The organism is Streptomyces sp. NPDC004788, from assembly GCF_053601115.1.
The window spans coordinates 92,052-108,527 of sequence record NZ_JBSGBF010000001.1 but is presented as its reverse complement, the minus strand read 5'-3'; the positions used below and the strand labels follow the sequence as shown (position 1 = coordinate 108,527).

17 protein-coding genes are annotated in these 16,476 nt (G+C 72.9%); 9 read left to right on the top strand and 8 right to left on the bottom strand.

The window, feature by feature from the left end; all coding sequences use genetic code 11:
- Position 1 precedes the first annotated feature (1 nt).
- From otsB to ACWEJX_RS00570, 3 genes are all read right to left on the bottom strand, one after another.
- A complete protein-coding gene (otsB, locus tag ACWEJX_RS00580; RefSeq protein ID WP_451605352.1) occupies positions 2-853 on the bottom strand; it encodes a trehalose-phosphatase in 852 nt (283 codons plus the stop codon).
- Between the two features lie 97 nt (positions 854-950).
- Positions 951-1,190 carry a DUF3263 domain-containing protein gene (locus tag ACWEJX_RS00575; protein WP_403799771.1) on the bottom strand — a complete coding sequence of 80 codons (240 nt, stop codon included), beginning with the start codon at positions 1,188-1,190 and terminating at the stop codon, positions 951-953.
- Between the two features lie 35 nt (positions 1,191-1,225).
- The gene (locus ACWEJX_RS00570) at positions 1,226-2,500 is read right to left on the bottom strand and encodes an extracellular solute-binding protein (RefSeq protein WP_451605351.1); all 1,275 of its coding nucleotides are present in this window, start codon (positions 2,498-2,500) and stop codon (positions 1,226-1,228) included.
- Between the two features lie 195 nt (positions 2,501-2,695).
- On the opposite strand from ACWEJX_RS00570, the gene ACWEJX_RS00565 reads away from it, so the two are divergent.
- The 4 genes from ACWEJX_RS00565 (at position 2,696) to ACWEJX_RS00550 (ending at position 6,473) form a co-directional block, all read left to right on the top strand.
- Positions 2,696-3,652 (top strand): ROK family protein, encoded by a 957-nt coding sequence (locus ACWEJX_RS00565; protein ID WP_451605350.1) that lies wholly within the window; start codon positions 2,696-2,698, stop codon positions 3,650-3,652.
- Positions 3,652-4,797, top strand: coding sequence for an N-acetylglucosamine-6-phosphate deacetylase (gene nagA, locus ACWEJX_RS00560; protein WP_451605349.1), 1,146 nt, complete (start codon positions 3,652-3,654; stop codon positions 4,795-4,797). The genes ACWEJX_RS00565 and nagA overlap by 1 nt, the downstream gene beginning before the upstream one ends.
- A gap of 166 nt (positions 4,798-4,963) precedes the next feature.
- A complete protein-coding gene (locus ACWEJX_RS00555; RefSeq protein WP_451605348.1) occupies positions 4,964-5,908 on the top strand; it encodes a 1-phosphofructokinase family hexose kinase in 945 nt (314 codons plus the stop codon).
- 148 nt (positions 5,909-6,056) lie between these two features.
- Entirely contained in the window at positions 6,057-6,473 is a 417-nt protein-coding gene (locus ACWEJX_RS00550; protein WP_451605347.1) for a hypothetical protein, read from the top strand.
- A gap of 74 nt (positions 6,474-6,547) precedes the next feature.
- Here ACWEJX_RS00550 and ACWEJX_RS00545 read toward each other — a convergent pair whose 3' ends face one another.
- A complete protein-coding gene (locus ACWEJX_RS00545; RefSeq protein WP_451605346.1) occupies positions 6,548-7,543 on the bottom strand; it encodes a carbohydrate-binding protein in 996 nt (331 codons plus the stop codon).
- Between the two features lie 131 nt (positions 7,544-7,674).
- Positions 7,675-9,486, bottom strand: a complete 1,812-nt coding sequence (cdgB, locus tag ACWEJX_RS00540; RefSeq protein ID WP_451605345.1) for a diguanylate cyclase CdgB — start codon at positions 9,484-9,486, stop codon at positions 7,675-7,677.
- 267 nt (positions 9,487-9,753) lie between these two features.
- Here cdgB and ACWEJX_RS00535 point away from each other — a divergent pair, with 267 nt between their 5' ends.
- Positions 9,754-10,320, top strand: a complete 567-nt coding sequence (locus ACWEJX_RS00535; RefSeq protein ID WP_451605344.1) for a flavin reductase family protein — start codon at positions 9,754-9,756, stop codon at positions 10,318-10,320.
- Between the two features lie 31 nt (positions 10,321-10,351).
- Here ACWEJX_RS00535 and arfB read toward each other — a convergent pair whose 3' ends face one another.
- The gene (gene arfB / locus ACWEJX_RS00530) at positions 10,352-10,789 is read right to left on the bottom strand and encodes an alternative ribosome rescue aminoacyl-tRNA hydrolase ArfB (RefSeq protein WP_451605343.1); all 438 of its coding nucleotides are present in this window, start codon (positions 10,787-10,789) and stop codon (positions 10,352-10,354) included.
- 117 nt (positions 10,790-10,906) lie between these two features.
- On the opposite strand from arfB, the gene ACWEJX_RS00525 reads away from it, so the two are divergent.
- Together ACWEJX_RS00525 and ACWEJX_RS00520 are read left to right on the top strand one after the other, a co-directional pair.
- Positions 10,907-11,482 (top strand): TerD family protein, encoded by a 576-nt coding sequence (locus ACWEJX_RS00525; RefSeq protein WP_403799794.1) that lies wholly within the window; start codon positions 10,907-10,909, stop codon positions 11,480-11,482.
- 106 nt (positions 11,483-11,588) lie between these two features.
- Entirely contained in the window at positions 11,589-12,101 is a 513-nt protein-coding gene (locus ACWEJX_RS00520; RefSeq protein ID WP_451605342.1) for a GNAT family N-acetyltransferase, read from the top strand.
- Between the two features lie 103 nt (positions 12,102-12,204).
- On the opposite strand, the gene ACWEJX_RS00515 is transcribed toward ACWEJX_RS00520, so the two are convergent.
- Entirely contained in the window at positions 12,205-13,620 is a 1,416-nt protein-coding gene (locus tag ACWEJX_RS00515; protein ID WP_451605341.1) for a M1 family metallopeptidase, read from the bottom strand.
- A 189-nt stretch (positions 13,621-13,809) separates the two neighbouring features.
- On the bottom strand, positions 13,810-14,355 hold the full coding sequence (locus ACWEJX_RS00510) for a GlcG/HbpS family heme-binding protein (RefSeq protein WP_451605340.1): 546 nt from the start codon (positions 14,353-14,355) through the stop codon (positions 13,810-13,812).
- A 249-nt stretch (positions 14,356-14,604) separates the two neighbouring features.
- Between ACWEJX_RS00510 and ACWEJX_RS00505 the strand changes: the two genes are divergently transcribed.
- Both ACWEJX_RS00505 and ACWEJX_RS00500 read left to right on the top strand, forming a co-directional pair.
- Positions 14,605-15,780 (top strand): sensor histidine kinase, encoded by a 1,176-nt coding sequence (locus tag ACWEJX_RS00505; protein WP_451605339.1) that lies wholly within the window; start codon positions 14,605-14,607, stop codon positions 15,778-15,780.
- Positions 15,777-16,430 (top strand): response regulator, encoded by a 654-nt coding sequence (locus ACWEJX_RS00500; RefSeq protein ID WP_451605338.1) that lies wholly within the window; start codon positions 15,777-15,779, stop codon positions 16,428-16,430. The genes ACWEJX_RS00505 and ACWEJX_RS00500 overlap by 4 nt, the downstream gene beginning before the upstream one ends.
- The last annotated feature ends 46 nt before the right edge of the window (positions 16,431-16,476 follow it).

Sequence of the window (16,476 nt, the reverse complement as noted above, 5' to 3'; positions counted from 1 at the left end):
GTCAGCGGGTCTCCCGCAGCGCCTCCGCCAGCCCCGCCAGGAACTCCACCACCGCCGCCGGCCCCGCCACCGTGAGGTCGGCGCGGTCGGCGAGGTCGGGGACGGCCCGCGCTTCGGCGGCGGAGCAGACGAGGAGGCCGGGGGTGCCGTCGGAGCGGAGTTTCTCGACGGCGGCGTAGGCGGGCAGGTCGCCGAGGTCGTCGCCCGCGTAGAGGACCGAGGAGGCGCCGATCTCGCGGACGTAGTCGGCGAGGGCGACGCCCTTGTCCATGCCCGGGGGGCGCAGTTCGAGGACCAGGCGGCCGGGTTCGAGGACCAGGCCGTGGGCGGCGGCGAGGTCCGCGAGGGGGCCCTTGAGGGCCTCGTAGGCGCCGTCGGGGTCGGCGGCGCGGCGGGTGTGGACGGCGACCGCGCGGCCCTTCTCCTCGATCCAGATGCCCGGCCAGGCGCCGTGCCGGTCGAGGAAGCCGGGCAGCGCGGCGCGGACCGGGGCGACGCCCGGGTGCGGGGCGGCGGCGTGGACGGTGCCGGTGACGGCGTCCCAGCGCTCGGCGCCGTAGTGGCCGAGGACGACCAGGTGCTCAAGGCCGGGGACGCCGGCGAAGCCCCCGTACCGTACGGCCACTCCGGCGGGCCGGCCGGTGACCACGGCGACGGCGGCCACCCGCGGGGCGAGGGCGGCGAGCGCGGGCACGGCGCCGGGATGGGCGCGGGCGCGCTCGGGATCGGGGACGATCTCGGCGAGCGTCCCGTCGAAGTCGAGGGCCACGACGGCCTTCTCGGGCCGCGCGAGGAGCGCGGCGAGTCCGTCGCGGCCGGCGGCTGTGGTCGGGTGCGGAGGGCTGCTGACCATGCATCCGACCCTACCCAGGGATGCCCGTCCCGTCAGCGGGGCGAAGGGGAAGGCGCGGCCGGGCGGAGGCGCGGCGGGGGCTCAGCGGGCCGGAGGCTCAGCGGCGCTCGGCGCGCTCGGCCCGCACCCGGCGCAGCCGGTTCACGGTCACCGGGTCGTGGGCGAGGGCGCGCGGGTCGTCGAGGAGGGCGTTGAGCAGCTGGTAGTAGCGGGTGGCGGAGAGGCCGAGCTGTTCGCGCACCGCTCGTTCCTTGGCGCCGGGGCCGGGCCAGGAGCGGCGCTCCATGGCCAGGACGGCCCGCTCCCGCTCGCCGAGCTCCCCGAGTTCACTGGTCATACTGACCAACTTATTCCGCGCCGCTCACTCGCCGCTCACTCCGCGCTCTCCGCCGTCGTCGCCTCGCGCGCGAGCCGGCCGAGGATCTCCGAGGGCTTGGCGCCCGGCTCGACCGCCTTGCCGATCTCCGCCTTGACGCTGCTGCTGACCTGCGCCCAGGACGTCTTGCCGACGGGCGGCAGCTGGGAGTCGGGCAGCGCCTCCAGGAACTCGCGCAGGGACGCGTGCTCCGGGTCGGACTGCATGGCGAGGGAGGCGGTGATGGTGGCGGGCAGCAGGTCGTTGTCGCCGGCGAAGCGCAGCACGTTCTCGTCGCTGAAGACGAAGTCGAGGAAGGCGCCGATCTCCTTGCGGTGGCCGTTCTGCTTGAAGCCCATGATCCAGTCGGCGACGCCCATGGTGGCCTTGGCCTTGCCGTCGCTGCCGGGCAGGGCGACCTTGCCGACCTTGACGCCCTGCTTCTCGGCCTCCTGCATGAGGGACGGGTGGCCGTTGAGCATGCCGACCTCGCCGCGCGAGAAGGCGGCGAAGGCCTCCTTGCGGTTGAGCTTGCCGGGGGCGACGGGGCCGGTGAGGCCCTCGCCGACGAGGTGGGTGCGCAGCCAGTCGAAGGTGCGGACGTTCGCCTCGGCGTCGATCTTGTAGTGGTCGGTGCCGTCGGTGTAGCCGCCGCCCCCGCTGAGCAGCCACATCATGGTCTCGGCCTGGGCCTCCTCGGGGCCGAGCGGCAGCGCGAAGGGGTAGGTGACGCCCTTCTTCCGCAGCTTCCGGGCGGCGGCCGCGAGCTCGTCCCAGGTGGTCGGCGGCTCGTCGACGCCGGCCTTCTCGAACAGCTCCTTGTTGTAGAAGAGCAGCCGGGTGGAGGCGACGAAGGGCATGCCGTACTGGGTGCGCTTGTACTCGCCGGCGGAGACCAGCGGGGCGAGGAAGTTGGCCTGCACGGGGATGGAGAGCAGCTCGTCGGCGGAGTAGAGCAGCTCGTCGGCCGCGTAGTCGGCGTAGGCGCCGATCTGTGCGAGGTCGGGGGCCTGGCCGGCCTTGACCAGCTCGGCGACCTTGCGGTCGACGTCGTTCCAGGACTCGATCTGGACCTGGACCTTCACGCCGGGGTTCTTCGCCTCGAAGGCGGCGACGAGGCCGGCCCAGTACTTCTTGGTGGAGTCGCCGCCGGTGAGGTCGTAGTCGGCGGCCACCAGCTTGAGGGTGACGTCGCCGTCGCCGCCGGTGAGGCCGGAGCAGCCGGTGAGGCCGGCCGTCAGGCCGAGTGCTCCGGCCGCCGCGGCCAGTCCCAGGAATCGTCGCCGCTGCACAGCCGTAACCCACCCTTTGCTCTTCGTCGAGGCAATGTTCGCCGCAAGTTTCTCCCGGGTAGCCGCCGGAGGTCTACACCACTCGCGTATCGCTTCTGCAACGCCGGGCCTCCCGGGTCCCGGGCTTTGTATCCACGCGCAACAATCCTCCCCAGTGGACTAGACCTTTCGATCCCCACACGCGAGACTGTTCCCGTGAGACACGTCATCGCCCTCGATGTGGGCGGCACCGGCATGAAGGCCGCCCTCGTCGGGGCGGACGGCACCCTGCTCCACGAGGCGCGCCGGGCCACCGGACGCGAACGCGGCCCCGAGGCCGTCGTGGAGACGATCCTGGGCTTCGCCGAGGAGCTGCGCACCCTCGGCCAGCAGCGGTACGGCGAGCCCGCCGCGGCCGCCGGCGTCGCCGTGCCCGGCATCGTCGACGCCACGGACGGCATCGCCGTCTACGCCGCCAACCTCGGCTGGCGCGACGTCCCCATGCGCGCCCTGCTCAGCGAGCGGCTCGGCGGCATCCCCGTCGCCCTCGGCCACGACGTGCGCACCGGCGGCCTCGCCGAGGGCCGCATCGGCGCCGGCAACGGCGCCGACCGCTTCCTCTTCGTCCCGCTCGGCACCGGCATCGCGGGCGCCATCGGCATCGGCAGCGCCATCGAGGCCGGCGCCCACGGCTACGCCGGCGAGATCGGCCACATCGTCGTCCGCCCCGGCGGCACGGAGTGCGGCTGCGGCCAGCGCGGCTGCCTGGAGCGGTACGCCTCCGCCTCCGCCGTCTCGCTCGCCTGGGCCGCCGCCTCCGGCGACCCGGACGCCGACGCCGCCGACTGCGCCAAGGCCGTCGAGTCCGGCGATCCGGCCGCCGTACGGGTCTGGCAGGACGCCGTCGACGCGCTCGCCGACGGCCTGGTCACGGCCCTCACCCTGCTGGACCCCCGCACGCTCATCATCGGTGGCGGTCTCGCCGAAGCAGGGGAAACGTTGTTCACACCCCTTCGGGCCGCCGTGGAGGAGCGCGTCACGTTCCAGAAGCTGCCCGCCATCGTCCCGGCGGCCCTCGGGGACACCGCCGGATGCCTGGGCGCGGGCCTCCTCGCCTGGGACCTGATCGCCCACTCACCGGCCCCGTCCGCCGACTCGGAGGTATCCGCCTGATGGCCGTTTCCACAGTTCTCGCCGGGGCCCGTGTGGTGCTGCCGACCGGAATCGTCGAGAACGGACGAGTGATCGTCGAGAACGGCCGCATCGCAGGCTCCGCCCCTGCCGGAGCTCCCACGGTCGACCTCTCCGGCCACTGGCTCGTGCCCGGCTTCGTCGACCTGCACAACCACGGCGGCGGCGGCGCGTCCTTCACCTCCGGCACCGTCGACGAGGTCCTCCACGGCGTCCGCACCCACCGACTGCACGGCACGACCACCGTCGTCGCCTCCTTCGTCACCGGCGACATGGACTTCCTCACCGCCCGCGCCGGCCTGCTCTCCGAGCTCGCCGAGCAGGGCGACATCGCCGGCATCCACTTCGAGGGCCCCTTCATCTCCCCGTGCCGCAAGGGCGCCCACGACGAGACCCTGCTGCGCGACCCCGAGCCGGCCGAGGTCCGCAAGCTCGTCGACGCGGCCCGCGGCCAGGCCCGCATGGTCACCCTCGCCACCGAACTACCCGGCGGCCTCGACTCCGTACGGCTGCTCGCCGAGCACGGCGTCATCGCCGCGATCGGCCACACGGACGCCACGTACGAGCAGACGCGGGCGGCCATCGACGCCGGCGCCACCGTCGCCACCCACCTCTACAACGCGATGCCCGGCCTCGGCCACCGCGCGCCCGGCCCCGTCGCCGCGCTCCTGGAGGACGAGCGGGTCACCGTCGAGCTCATCAACGACGGCACCCACCTGCACCCGGCCGCCCTGGAGCTGGCCTTCCACCACGCCGGCCCGGAGCGCGTCGCCCTCATCACCGACGCCATGGACGCGGCCGGCTTCGGCGACGGCCGCTACATGCTCGGCCCGCTGGAGGTCGAGGTGAAGGACAGCGTGGCGCGACTCGTCGAGGGCGGCTCCATCGCGGGCTCCACCCTGACGCTGGACCGGGCGTTCAAGCGCGCCGCGACCGTCGACGGACTGCCCGTCGAGTCCGTCGTCCAGGCCATCTCCGCCAACCCGGCGAAGCTCCTCGGCGTGTACGACCGGGTGGGCTCCCTGGAGGCCGGCAAGGACGCGGACATCGTCGTCCTCGACGCGGAGTTCGAGGTCAGGGGCGTGATGCGCAAGGGCGAGTGGCTGGTCGATCCCCGCGTGCGGTGACGTCACCACGACGTGCGGCACGTTGTCTCAAGGCGGTTGGTCCCGGGTCTGGGCCAACCGCCTTCTGTTTGGCATGATCAGGGCGCCGAGAAAGCCGGTGACGAGACAGCCGGCGCCGAGACAGCCGGTGAGCAGCCGGTGGGACGACACGACGGGGGTGGACCCGGTGATCCTCACAGTCACCCTCAACACGGCGCTCGACCTCACCTACCGCGTGCCCGCCCTCGTCCCGCACGCCTCTCACCGGGTCACCCAGGTCATCGAACGCCCCGGCGGCAAGGGCCTGAACGTCTCCCGCGTGCTCGCCGCACTCGGCCACGAGACCGTCGTCACCGGCTTCGCCGGCGGCCCCACCGGTGACGTGCTGCGCGGTCTGCTCGCCGCGACCGCCGCCGACCTGCCCGGCCGGGTCCATGACGCGCTCGTACCCACCGCCGGCGCAACCCGCCGCACCGTCGCCGTCGTCGACGCCGCCAGTGGCGACACCACCCAGCTCAACGAACCCGGCCCGGCCATCACCCCCGCCGAATGGGCCGCGTTCACCGCCCGCTTCACCGAACTCCTCGACGGAGCCCGGGCGGTGGCGCTGTGCGGCAGCCTCCCGCCGGGCATCCACGTCGGCGCCTACGCCGAACTCGTCCGGCTCGCCCGCGCCGCCGGCGTCCCCGTACTGCTCGACACCAGCGGCGAACCACTGCGCCGCGGCATCGCCGCCCGCCCCGACATCGTCAAGCCCAACGCGGAGGAACTCGCCCAGCTCACCGGCTCCCGCGAACCCCACCGCGCCACCCGCGACGCACGCCGCCGCGGCGCGCACGCGGTCGTCACCTCGCTCGGCCCCGAGGGCCTGCTCGCCGTCACCCCCGACGGCCTCTGGCAGGCGGCCCCGCCCGCCCCCGTACAGGGCAACCCGACCGGCGCGGGCGACTCGGCCGTCGCCGCGCTCCTCGCCGGCCTGGTCGACGGCGCCGACTGGCCCACCCGCCTCACCCACGCCGTCGCCCTCTCCGCCGCGACCGTACTCTCCCCGGTCGCGGGCGAGTTCGACGAGCCGGCGTACGAGGCCCTGCTCCCCCGCGTCATGCTGCACGAACCGGCGACGGCGGCGTAGCGAACCACAGAGTCCAGGCGGGGTCGCCCGCCGTGGCGCAGCATCCCCTACTCTTTTCGCCATCTTTGTGTCCAGAACCCCCCTTTTCCGCCCCGCAGCAGATCGACTTGTATGTCTTTGCGACTCGACTAATCGAACGGAGACTCGAATGCGCGGAAAGCGAATCGCGGCGACGTTGGGGACCGCCACGGCTGCCCTGTCCCTGGCCCTGTCCATGTCCGGCTCCGCCTACGCGGCAAATGGGGGCGTGAGGGGCTGCAGCACCACTGGCGCATACGGGGACTACTACTACGACAACTACTACGGCCCGGATGCCACGATCAGCATCAAGATGAACCTCACGGACACTCTCGCCGACGGGAACAGCGTCCGCGTGAGGATGCTCTCCAAGGACGTCAACGGGCGGTGGGTCTTCTGGCCCTGGCGCACGAACAGCAGTGGAAACGGCACCACGAAGACCTGGCAGACCACCGCCTCGTACAGCGGGGGGCTCTTCGATATCGGTATCCAGGTAGCCCGGATGAACCCCGACGGAACCGTCAGGAACAGCTGCACCGACTGGTGACAGAAACGGCCGTGAGGCCGACCCGTTTCGGAGTCACCTCACGGCCTTCCCGGCATCCAGTGATGAGTCAACCGTCAGTTCGTCACATGCCCCGCCTTCAGCGAGACCTGGTCGAGTATCGCGTCGCACTGGTCCCCCGCCTCGCAGGAGATCTTCAGCCCGTTCTCGCCCTTCTTGAGCGAGACGTAGGCGTAGGTGTTGGTCCAGCCCTTCGCCCAGTCCCCTTCCGCGGCCTTGGCGAAGTTCGACATGTTCAGCGAGCGCGGCTGGCCGTCATTGACGGTCAGCGAGGTCTTGGCGTCCTTGCCCGGCACGCTGTAGGTGATGTAGATCGTGTACTCGCCGTCCTGGGGCACGTTCACGGTCCAGCTCGCCGAGCCGCCCTGCCCGTTGAAGTTCACGTAGGCGCCGTCCGCGCCCTTCGCGCCGGGGATGTCCCTGGCCAGGGTCGCGGGGCCGCCCAGCTTCAGCGTCGCCGCGTCCTGCTTCGGCAGCTCCTGCGGGGGCTGCGAGGAGGGGCTCGGGTCGGTCGAGGGGGACTCGGAGACCTGGGTCGGGGCGCCCGTCGGCGTGCCGCCGCCGCCCGCGTTGGCGCCCTCGTTGCCCGTGTTGCTGATCACGGCCGCGGCGATGCCGATGACGACGACCGCGACGACGGCCACGGCGCCGATGAGCAGACCCTTGGTGTTGGGACCGCGGCCGCCGCGGCCGGTCGCGACCGGCGGCGCGGGCCGGGTCGGGGCGCCGCCCGGGTAGGTCTCGGGGGCCGCGTACTGCGGGTGCGGCTGGCCGTAGCCGCCCGGCTGCTGCCCGTACGCCTGCTGCTGCGGCACGTGCGCCTGCGCGGCCTGGGCGTGGTGGGCCTGCGCGTGGCCGCCGTACTGGCGCTCGCCGACCGCGCGGACCTGGTTGTACGAGGTGCGGGGGACGCCCTGCCGCGCCGCCGGACCCGGGTAGCCGTAGCCGCCGCCCGTGGGCGGCTGGGCTCCTGCCGCCTGCCCGTCCGCGTACAGATAGCCGAACGGATCGTCGTCCTCGGGCGTCTTCGCGCCGTCGTTACCGGCAGCCATCCGGGTCACTCCTTTTCCCTGCTCGCCAGCCGTCGCCGACCGGCCGAGCCTACCTCGAACGGCCCTCCGGCCGGTCTGGTGCCGTGTGTACGAGCGGTGAACGAAACCGCGGTGCGGCGCTCGGCGGACTCTCAACCGGCCCTGCGGTGCACCTTCGAGCGCGACCGCTTCTCGATGTACATCCGCTGGTCCGCGCTGTTGAGGACCTCTTCCACCGTCATGCCGCACTCCGCCCAGCCGATGCCGAAGCTGGCCCCGACGCGCACGGCCCGTCCGTCCACCCGGATCGGCGGGATGATCGCGTTGCGCAGCCGTACGGCGAGGTCGGCGGCGTCCGCCGCGCCCAGGCCGTCGGCGAGGACGACGAACTCGTCGCCGCCGAGCCGGGCGACCGTGTCCCCGTCCCGTACGCCCGTGGTGAGCCGGCGGGCGACCTCGATGAGGACGGCGTCGCCGGTGTGGTGCCCGAAGCGGTCGTTGATCGACTTGAAGCCGTCGAGGTCGCAGAAGAGGACGGCGAGGCCCTTGGTGCCGTCGTCGACCTCGCCGCCGGTGGGGGCGACGGTGTGCACATGGTGGTCGTACGCGCCGCCGGCGCCGCCGACCGGCGAGAAGCCGAAGCCGTGCTCGCGCTCGTACCCGTAGTCCGAGCCGTAGTCCGACCCGTAGTCCGAGCCGTAGTCCGTCCCGTACTCGGATCCGTACTCGGATCCGCGCTCGCCGTCGTAGGCGGGCTCATACGCGGGGCCGCGCGGTGCGGGGGCGGTGTCGCCGGCGCCCGCGAAGGGGCGCTCGCAGATCCGGGCGGAGAGCCGGGAGCGCAGCTCGGCGCTGTTGGGGAGGCCGGTGAGGGCGTCGTGCGAGGCGCGGTGGGCGAGCTGGAGCTCGTGCCGCTTGCGCTCCTCGATGTCCTCGACGTGGGTGAGGAGGAAGCGGGGGCCGTCGGCGGTGTCGGCGACGACGGAGTTGCGGAGGGACACCCAGACGTACGTGCCGTCGCGGCGGGCGAGGCGCAGCTCGGCGCGGCCGCCCTCGGCGGAGGTGCGGAGCAGGGTGCCTATGTCCTCGGGGTGGACGAGGTCGGCGAAGCTGTAGCGGCGCATGACGGAGGCGGGGCGGCCGAGGAGGCGGCACAGGGCGTCGTTGGTGCGCAGGAGGCGGCCGTGCTGGTCGCCGCCCATCTCGGCGATGGCCATGCCCGAGGGCGCGTACTCGAACGCCTGCCGGAACGACTCCTCGCTGGCCCGCAGGGCCTGCTGCTCGCGCTCCAGGCGGATGAGGGCGCGCTGCATGTTGGAGCGCAGGCGCGCGTTGCTGATCGCGATGGCGGCCTGGGAGGCGTACATCTGGAGCGCCTCGCAGCCCCAGGGACCGGGGTGGCGGCCGTTGCGCGGACGGTCGACGGAGATGACGCCGAGCAGCTCGCGGCCGGATCCGGAACCCGAGCCCGAACCCGAGCCCGAGCCGGACTGCGGGCCGGGGGATCCCGCCGGGTGGGCGGAGCGGACGCTGGGCGCGTACATCGGCGCGTAGAGCCGGTCGTGCGGGTGCCACTCGTCCTCGAAGCGGGGCGCGGGGCCCTCGGTGTGCCACTGCGGGACGTCGTCCTCGATGAGCACCCAGCCCTCGGTGTGCGGGATGAAGCGCAGGTCGCCCCATGCCTCGCCCATGGCGAGACGGCGGTCCCAGGAGGCGCGGGAGCCGACCCGGCCGGTGATCAGGGCCTCGGCGGCGGGGCTGCCGGCGAACGCCGACACGACCAGGTCGCCGTCGGGGCGCACGAGGTTGACGCAGGCCAGCTCATAGTTGAGCCCGTTGACGATGCCGTCGGCGACGGCCTGCACGGTGTCCGCCAGGCTGCGGGCGGTGTTGAGGTCCGCCACGACCCGGTGCAGCTGCCGCAGGGTCGCAAGACGGACGTACGGCTCCGACTCGGTCTCCATTGCTCGCTCTCCCCGAGACCTCGACAGCTGACTCCAGGGTTCTCATCGGCTCATCGGCTACGTGGTGCAGTGTTCCCGCCACTGAATCACAGCGAGCTGTGCACCCGGTACACAGGGTCAACAATTAGCGCCCTCTGTGACTCAAGTCACACGCTCTTCATGAGCCTTCATGAGCCTTCATGAGCCCCGGTCCTAGGACCCACGAGGGAAGACCGCTGGTCCCGGGGCCCGATGCGGCGGCCGCCGGGCCCGGACTAGCGTGCGAGTGTGCTGCAGAAGACGCCCGCGCTCGGGACCCCCGCCGTCGACCTGGCCATCCCTCATGCTGAGGGGGTGAGCAACGACGCGTTCAAGGCCGCCATGGCCCGCCTCGCGGCGGGCGTCGTCCTGGTGACGGCCCACGACCCGGAGGACGGCCCGCACGGCGAGGACGTCGGCATGACCGCCACCGCCTTCCTGTCGGTCTCCCTCGACCCGCCGCTCGTCCTGGTCAGCCTGCGCAACGGCTCCCGCATGGACGACGTGCTCACCGAGGTGCCGGTCTGGGCGGTCTCGCTGCTCGCCGAGAGCCAGCGGCACGTCGCCGGCCGCTTCGCCATGAAGGGCCGCGTCAGCGACCGGCTGCTCTTCGCCGACGTGCCGTACACCCGCGGCCCGCACAGCAACGCGCCCCTGATGGGCGGCGCGCTCGCCACCCTCGAATGCCGTACGGAGAGCCGCGTCGTCGCCGGCGACCACACCCTCGTCATCGGCCGCGTACTCGCGACGACGCTGCCGTCGGCGGAGGGCAACCCCCTGACCTACTTCAAGGGCCGCTACCGGACGCTGGGCTGAGCGACGCGGCCCCGCGGGGCCGGGCGCTCCGTCAGCCCCAGTCCTTCGCCTGCCGCCCGCGCTTCGTCTCCGCCCGCTGCTTCTTCTCCCGCAGCCGCCGCTCGTTGATGCCCCGCGGGATCTTCGTCGGGCGGCGCGGCTTCGGGGGCGGGGCGGTGGCCTCGGCGAGCAGCGCGGCGAGACGCACGGCGGCGGTCTCGCGGTTGCGCCACTGGGAGCGGTGCTCGGAGGCGCGGACGGTGACGACGCCGTTCACCAGGCGGCCGGCGAGCCGCTCCAGGGCGCGCGCCTTCCACACCTCGGGCAGGGCCTCCGTCGCCGCCAGGTCGAAGCTCAGCTCCACCTTCGAGTCGGAGGTGTTGACGTGCTGGCCGCCCGGCCCGGACGACCGCGAGAAACGCCACAGGAGCTCGGCCTCGGGAAGCGAGACGGAGCCGCGGATCGGATAGGGACCGGACATGTCTTCCATGTTCCCCGGCCCCCGCCGGTCCGTCACTCTGTTTTCGCACGGCAACCACGACGGGAACCGCCCCGCCTCACCGTGCGTTATCGATTTCGACGACAGCACCTCAGAAAGGGACTTCCCATGGCTGTAAGCCTCTCCAAGGGCGGCAACGTCTCCCTGACCAAGGAGGCCCCGGGCCTCACCGCCGTCACCGTGGGCCTCGGCTGGGACGTCCGTACGACCACGGGCACCGACTTCGACCTCGACGCCTCCGCCATCGGCGTCGACGCCACCGGCAAGGTCGTCTCCGACGGCCACTTCGTCTTCTTCAACAACAAGTCGACGCCGGACCAGACCATCGTCCACACCGGCGACAACCGCACCGGCGAGGGCGGCGGCGACGACGAGCAGATCAACGTCAACCTGGCGGGCCTCCCGGCCGGCGTCGACAAGATCGTCTTCCCGGTCTCCATCTACGACGCGGTCAACCGCGCGCAGAACTTCGGCCAGGTCCGCAACGCGTACATCCGCATCGTCAACCAGGCCGGCGGCGCCGAGATCGCGCGCTACGACCTGTCGGAGGACGCCGCCGTGGAGACCGCCATGGTCTTCGGCGAGCTGTACCGCAACGGCGCCGAGTGGAAGTTCCGCGCGGTCGGCCAGGGTTACGCCTCGGGCCTGGAGGGCATCGCCCGCGACTTCGGCGTCAACATCTGACGTACGGCGGCCGGAAGGCCATACGCAGAGCCCCGGCGGCCGGAAGGCCATACGCAGAGCCCCGGCATCCGGCGCCCCGCCCGGTCCGGGGCTCTACGCTTTCCCGGTGATCGTCGAACCCCTGGTCGCCAAGGACCCGCGCGACATCCCCGGCCCGCTGCTCACCGAACTCACCGGCCTCTACGCCTCCAACCACGAGTTCCAGCAGCTCAGCGGCGACTTCCCGGACCCCGACCACATCACCCCCGAGCAGGTCGCCGCCGCCCTCGCCGACGAGCTCGCGCAGCCGACCGCCGAGGTGCTGCTCGCCCGCTCCGAGGGCCGTCTGGTCGCCGTCGCGGTCACCCTCGGCCGGCACCCCGACCCGGTCCAGGCCGACCCGTGGCTCGGCCTGTTGATGGTGCACGCCGAGGAGCAGCGCGCCGGGTACGGCCGGCGGCTCGCCGCGTACGTCGAGGAGAGCTTCCGCTCCGAGGGCCGACAGGGCCTGCGGCTCGCCGTACTGGAGAACAACCCGCGGGCGCTCGCCTTCTGGACCTCGCTCGGTTACGAGGAGACCGCGCGCCGCCCGGACCTGGCGCACGGCCGCCCGTGCATCGTGATGCGCAAGGCCCTCTGAGCCTGCTGAACCATCAGGCCCATCAGGGCCATCAGGGCCATCAGGGCCATCAGGGCCATCAGGGCCATCAGGGCCTGAGCCTGCCGAGTCCTCTGACGTCCGGTCAGGGCTTGGCGGGCTTCTCGTCCCCGTACAGCCACACCTTCCACACGTCCGACAGGTCCTCGCCCGCCACCGACTCCGCGTACTTCGTGAAGTCCTCGGTGGTGGCGGTGGCGTACCGGCGCTTCGCCGGCCAGCCCGACAGGATCTCGTAGAAGACGTCGTCGCCGACCTTCTGCCGGATCTTGTGCAGCACCATCGCGCCCCGCTGGTACACGGGCGAGGCGAACAGGTCCTCGGAGCTGGGCGGCGCGGCCGGCGGGAAGGCCCAGGCGTCGTTGTTCGCGAACGCCTTCTCGAAGCTCTTCTGCGCCGGGTGGTGCTGGAAGTCCTCCTCGTACAGCCACTCCCCGTACGTCGCGAAACCCTCGTTCAGCCAGATGTCCTTCCAGCTCGCGGGCGTCACGGAGTCGCCGTACCACTGGTGCGCCAGCTCGTGCACGAGCGTGCTCTCCTCGAAGGAGGAGTCCGGGAAGATGGGCCGGCCCTGCGTCTCCAGGGCGTAGCCGAGGTCGCCGTCGCGCTCGACGATCGCGCCGGCGGCGGCGAAGGGGTACGGCCCGAAGTTCTGCTGCTCCCAGTCGAGGATCTCCGGGATCCTCGCGCGCAGCGCGGCGCTCTTCGCGGCGACGGACGGGTCGGCGGCGGTCAGCACCGGCACCTTGGCCTTGCCGAGGACGGCGGTCGTCGTCGAGGTGTCGAAGTGGCCGATCGCGAGCGTCGCGAGATAGCTCGCCATCGGCTCGGCCACGTGCCAGACCGAGGTCGTGGTGCGCCCGTCGGCGCTCTTGCGCTCGGAGGTCAGCACGCCGTTGGAGACGGCCTGGAGGCCCGCCGGGACGGTGACGGTGACGTCGTAGGACGCCTTGTCGGACGGGTGGTGGTTGCCGGGGAACCAGGCCATGGAGCCGGTCGGTTCGCCGACCGCGACGGCCCCGTCGGCCGTCTTGAGCCAGCCCTCCTCGGAGCCGTCCGAGTCGGTGATGGTCTTCGGCACGCCGGCGTACGTGACGGTCGCGACGAACCGCTTCCCGGCGTCGATGTCGTCGCGCGGGCGCAGCGTCAGCTCGTTGCCGGCCCGGTTGACGGCGGCGGGCGCGCCGTCGACGGTCGCGTCGCGCACGGTGAGCCCGGCGAGGTCCAGGTTGAAGGCGCTGAGGTCCTGGGTGGCCCGCGCGGTGATCTCGGCGCGGCCGTCGAGCCGGCCGCTCGCGGGGTCGTACGACAGGGTGAGCGCGTAATGGCTCACGTCGTAGCCGCCGTTGCCGAGCTTGGGGAACAACGGGTCGCGCAGCCCGGCCGCACCGGGCGTGCCCCGCACTCCCCCACCGCCCGCGCCGCTGCCGGTGCACCCGGCGGCGAGCAGGGCGAAGGCGACGGCCACGGCTCCGGCCCGGACTCGGCTGCGCGTATTCACGAACCGATCCTAAACAGACGTACGAACACTTCGCGGGCAGGACGACGGCGCCCGGCGGGGGAACCGGGCGCCGTCGCGCATGAGGGGGCGTCAGCCGCGCCAGTCGTGCCAGTCGTGCCAGTCGCGCCAGTCGCGCCAGTCGCGCCTGTCGCGCCTGTCGTGGCAGCCGCGTCAGCCGTGCCCGTCGCGTCAGTCGTCGAGGGACGCCACGCCCGCCTGGGCGAACTTCTCGTCGAGGTCGCCGGAGGGCGCACCGGCCACGCCGATGCCGGCGATCGGTGCACCGCCCGCGGTCACCGGGGCGCCGCCGGCGAGGAAGAGGGTGCCGGGGATGTCCTTCAGGTTCGGGGCGGTGGCGAGCCGGCCGGCGAGGACGGAGGTCGGGGCGTTCCAGGAGACGGCGGTGAACGCCTTGCGGACGGCCGACTCGTAGGACTGCGGGCCGGCGCCGTCGCCGCGCAGCGTCACGACGGTGTTTCCGTTGCGGTCGACGACGGCGACGGAGACGCGCTGGTTCTCCTTCTCGGCGGCCTTCAGCGTGGCCTGCGCGGCCTTGGTGGCGGCGTCGATCGTCAGGTGGGTGGACTGGCGCAGGTTGTCGTTGTCCGCGTCGGCCTTGGCTACGACCGCGGCGGGGGCGGCCTGCGGGGCGGTGGCGTTCGCGGAGACGGCGCCGAAGGTGCCGGCCGCGAGGACGACGGCGGCGGTGGTGCCGAGGAGGAACTTCTTCTTCATGGCGGTCTCCTGAGGGTCCGGGGGGGGAGGGATGCGGGGGGGGCGAGGAAGGACGTTGTTCCGTTCGCTCTGCATCGATCCTCCGCCCGGATCCGGCGCCGACCGGTCCGCGTTCCGGCTGCCGCCGGCGCGCATAGTGGTGGACAGGGAGGTCAGCCGATCGGTTGATGCCGGCCTGGCCCCGCTGGGCCAGGATGGACACGTATACCCAGGTCAGACGCGTATGGCAGGCAGCGGAGAAGGTGGACGATGGAACGGGACCCGGACGCCCGCTGGCTGGCGCGGGTCATGCACGTCGCCTTCTTCCTCCTCCTCGGCGCCTCGCTCGCCCGCTTCCTGCTGCGCCACCCCTGGGAGGACCGCAGCCCCTGGATCGTCGCGCTCTCCGGCGCGCTCGCCTCCCTCTACCTCCTCGGCCCCGTCCTCGGCACCCGCGCCACCCCGCGCCGGATCGCCTGGCTGGGCACGGTCGTGGCCGTGTGGATGGTCCTGGTGGTGCTCGCGCCGAGCTTCGCCTGGTGCGCGGTGCCGCTCTTCTACACGGGCCTGCGCACCCTGCCGCCGCGCGCCGCGCTCGGCCTGGTCACGCTCCTCACCGTGTTCGTCGTGACCGCGCAGGTGCAGCTCTCGCACGGCGGCTTCGACCCCAACCTGGTGATCGCCCCGCCGGCCGTCGCCGCCATCGCGACCGCCGTCTTCGTACACGCCGAGCGGCAGGCCGAACGGCAGCGGACGCTCATCGAGGACCTCATCCGCACCCGCCGCGAGCTGGCCGCGACCGAGCGCCGCGAGGGCACCCTCGCCGAACGGCAGCGCCTTTCGATGGAGATCCACGACACGCTCGCGCAGGGGCTGTCGAGCCAGCAGATGCTGCTCCAGGCCGCCGACCGCACCTGGGACAGCGACCCGGCGACCGCCCGCCGCCATGTCCGTACGGCCGAGTCGATCGCCGACCGCAACCTCGCCGAGGCCCGCCGCTTCGTGCACGACCTTGCCCCGGCCGACCTCGCGGAGGGCGGCGGCCTGGAGGAGGCGCTGCGCGGGCTCGCCACCCGCGAGTCCGGCGCCGACCTGGAGGTGCGCTGCCATGTCGACGGCACCCCGGACCGGCCGCTGCCCGACCGGGTCCAGTCGGCGCTGCTCCGCATCGCGCAGGGCGCCCTCGCGAACGTCCGCGAGCACGCCGGCGCCACCTCCGCCGCACTCACCCTCACGTACCTCGACGACCAGGTCGTCCTGGACGTCGCCGACGACGGCCGCGGTTTCGACCCGGACCGGTCGCCGTCCTCGGAGGGCGTACGAGGGCACGGGCTGCCCGCGATGCGGGTGCGCGCACAGCAGCTGGGCGGCACGCTGACGATCGAGTCCACCCCGGGCGAGGGCACCGTGCTCTCCGCCGCGATCCCGCTGGAGGTACGTCCGTGACGCCCGCGACGCCCGTGACGCCCGCGACCGAGCCCGTCCGCATCCTGCTCTGCGACGACCACGCCGTCGTACGCGCCGGTCTGCTCGCCCTGCTCGGCAGTGCGCCCGGCATCGAGGTGGTCGGGGAGGCGGGCAGCGGCGAGGAGGCGGTCGCGATGGCCGCGCACCTCCGGCCGGACGTGGTCCTGATGGACCTCCAGCTCGGCGCGGGCATCGACGGCGTCGAGGCCACCCGCCGGATCGCGCCGACCGGGGTGCACGTACTCGTCCTCACCACGTACGACACGGACGCCGACATCACCCGGGCGATCGAGGCGGGCGCCACCGGCTACCTCCTGAAGGCCGAGCGGCCCGAGGAGCTGTTCGCGGCGATCCACTCCGCCGCCCAGGGCCGCACGACGCTGTCGCCGCCGGTCGCCAGCCGCGTCATGGACCGGATGCGGGGCGCCGCCCGGCCCACGCTGACCGACCGGGAGCGCGACATCCTCGGCCAGCTGGCGCACGGCCTCGGCAACCGGGAGATCGCCCGCGCGCTGTTCATCAGCGAGGCGACGGTCAAGACCCACCTGGGCCGGATCTACGCGAAGCTCGGTGTCGACACGCGGGCGGGCGCCGTGGCGGTGGCGAAGGAACAGCGTTTGCTCTCCTAGGAGCTCGGGAGGCTGCTACTGTGCGCTTCCGTTCCAGCGCACACTG

Bases quoted from the DNA above. Each gene is read 5' to 3' on its own strand.
- cdgB (WP_451605345.1), bottom strand. From the start codon at position 9,486: ATGGAGACCGAGTCGGAGCCGTACGTCCGTCTTGCGACCCTGCGGCAG.
- ACWEJX_RS00575 (WP_403799771.1), bottom strand. From the start codon at position 1,190: ATGACCAGTGAACTCGGGGAGCTCGGCGAGCGGGAGCGGGCCGTCCTG.
- ACWEJX_RS00510 (WP_451605340.1), bottom strand. From the start codon at position 14,355: ATGAAGAAGAAGTTCCTCCTCGGCACCACCGCCGCCGTCGTCCTCGCG.
- ACWEJX_RS00525 (WP_403799794.1), top strand. From the start codon at position 10,907: ATGGCTGTAAGCCTCTCCAAGGGCGGCAACGTCTCCCTGACCAAGGAG.
- otsB (WP_451605352.1), bottom strand. From the start codon at position 853: ATGGTCAGCAGCCCTCCGCACCCGACCACAGCCGCCGGCCGCGACGGA.
- ACWEJX_RS00545 (WP_451605346.1), bottom strand. From the start codon at position 7,543: ATGGCTGCCGGTAACGACGGCGCGAAGACGCCCGAGGACGACGATCCG.
- ACWEJX_RS00505 (WP_451605339.1), top strand. From the start codon at position 14,605: ATGGAACGGGACCCGGACGCCCGCTGGCTGGCGCGGGTCATGCACGTC.
- nagA (WP_451605349.1), top strand. From the start codon at position 3,652: ATGGCCGTTTCCACAGTTCTCGCCGGGGCCCGTGTGGTGCTGCCGACC.
- ACWEJX_RS00550 (WP_451605347.1), top strand. From the start codon at position 6,057: ATGCGCGGAAAGCGAATCGCGGCGACGTTGGGGACCGCCACGGCTGCC.
- arfB (WP_451605343.1), bottom strand. From the start codon at position 10,789: ATGGAAGACATGTCCGGTCCCTATCCGATCCGCGGCTCCGTCTCGCTT.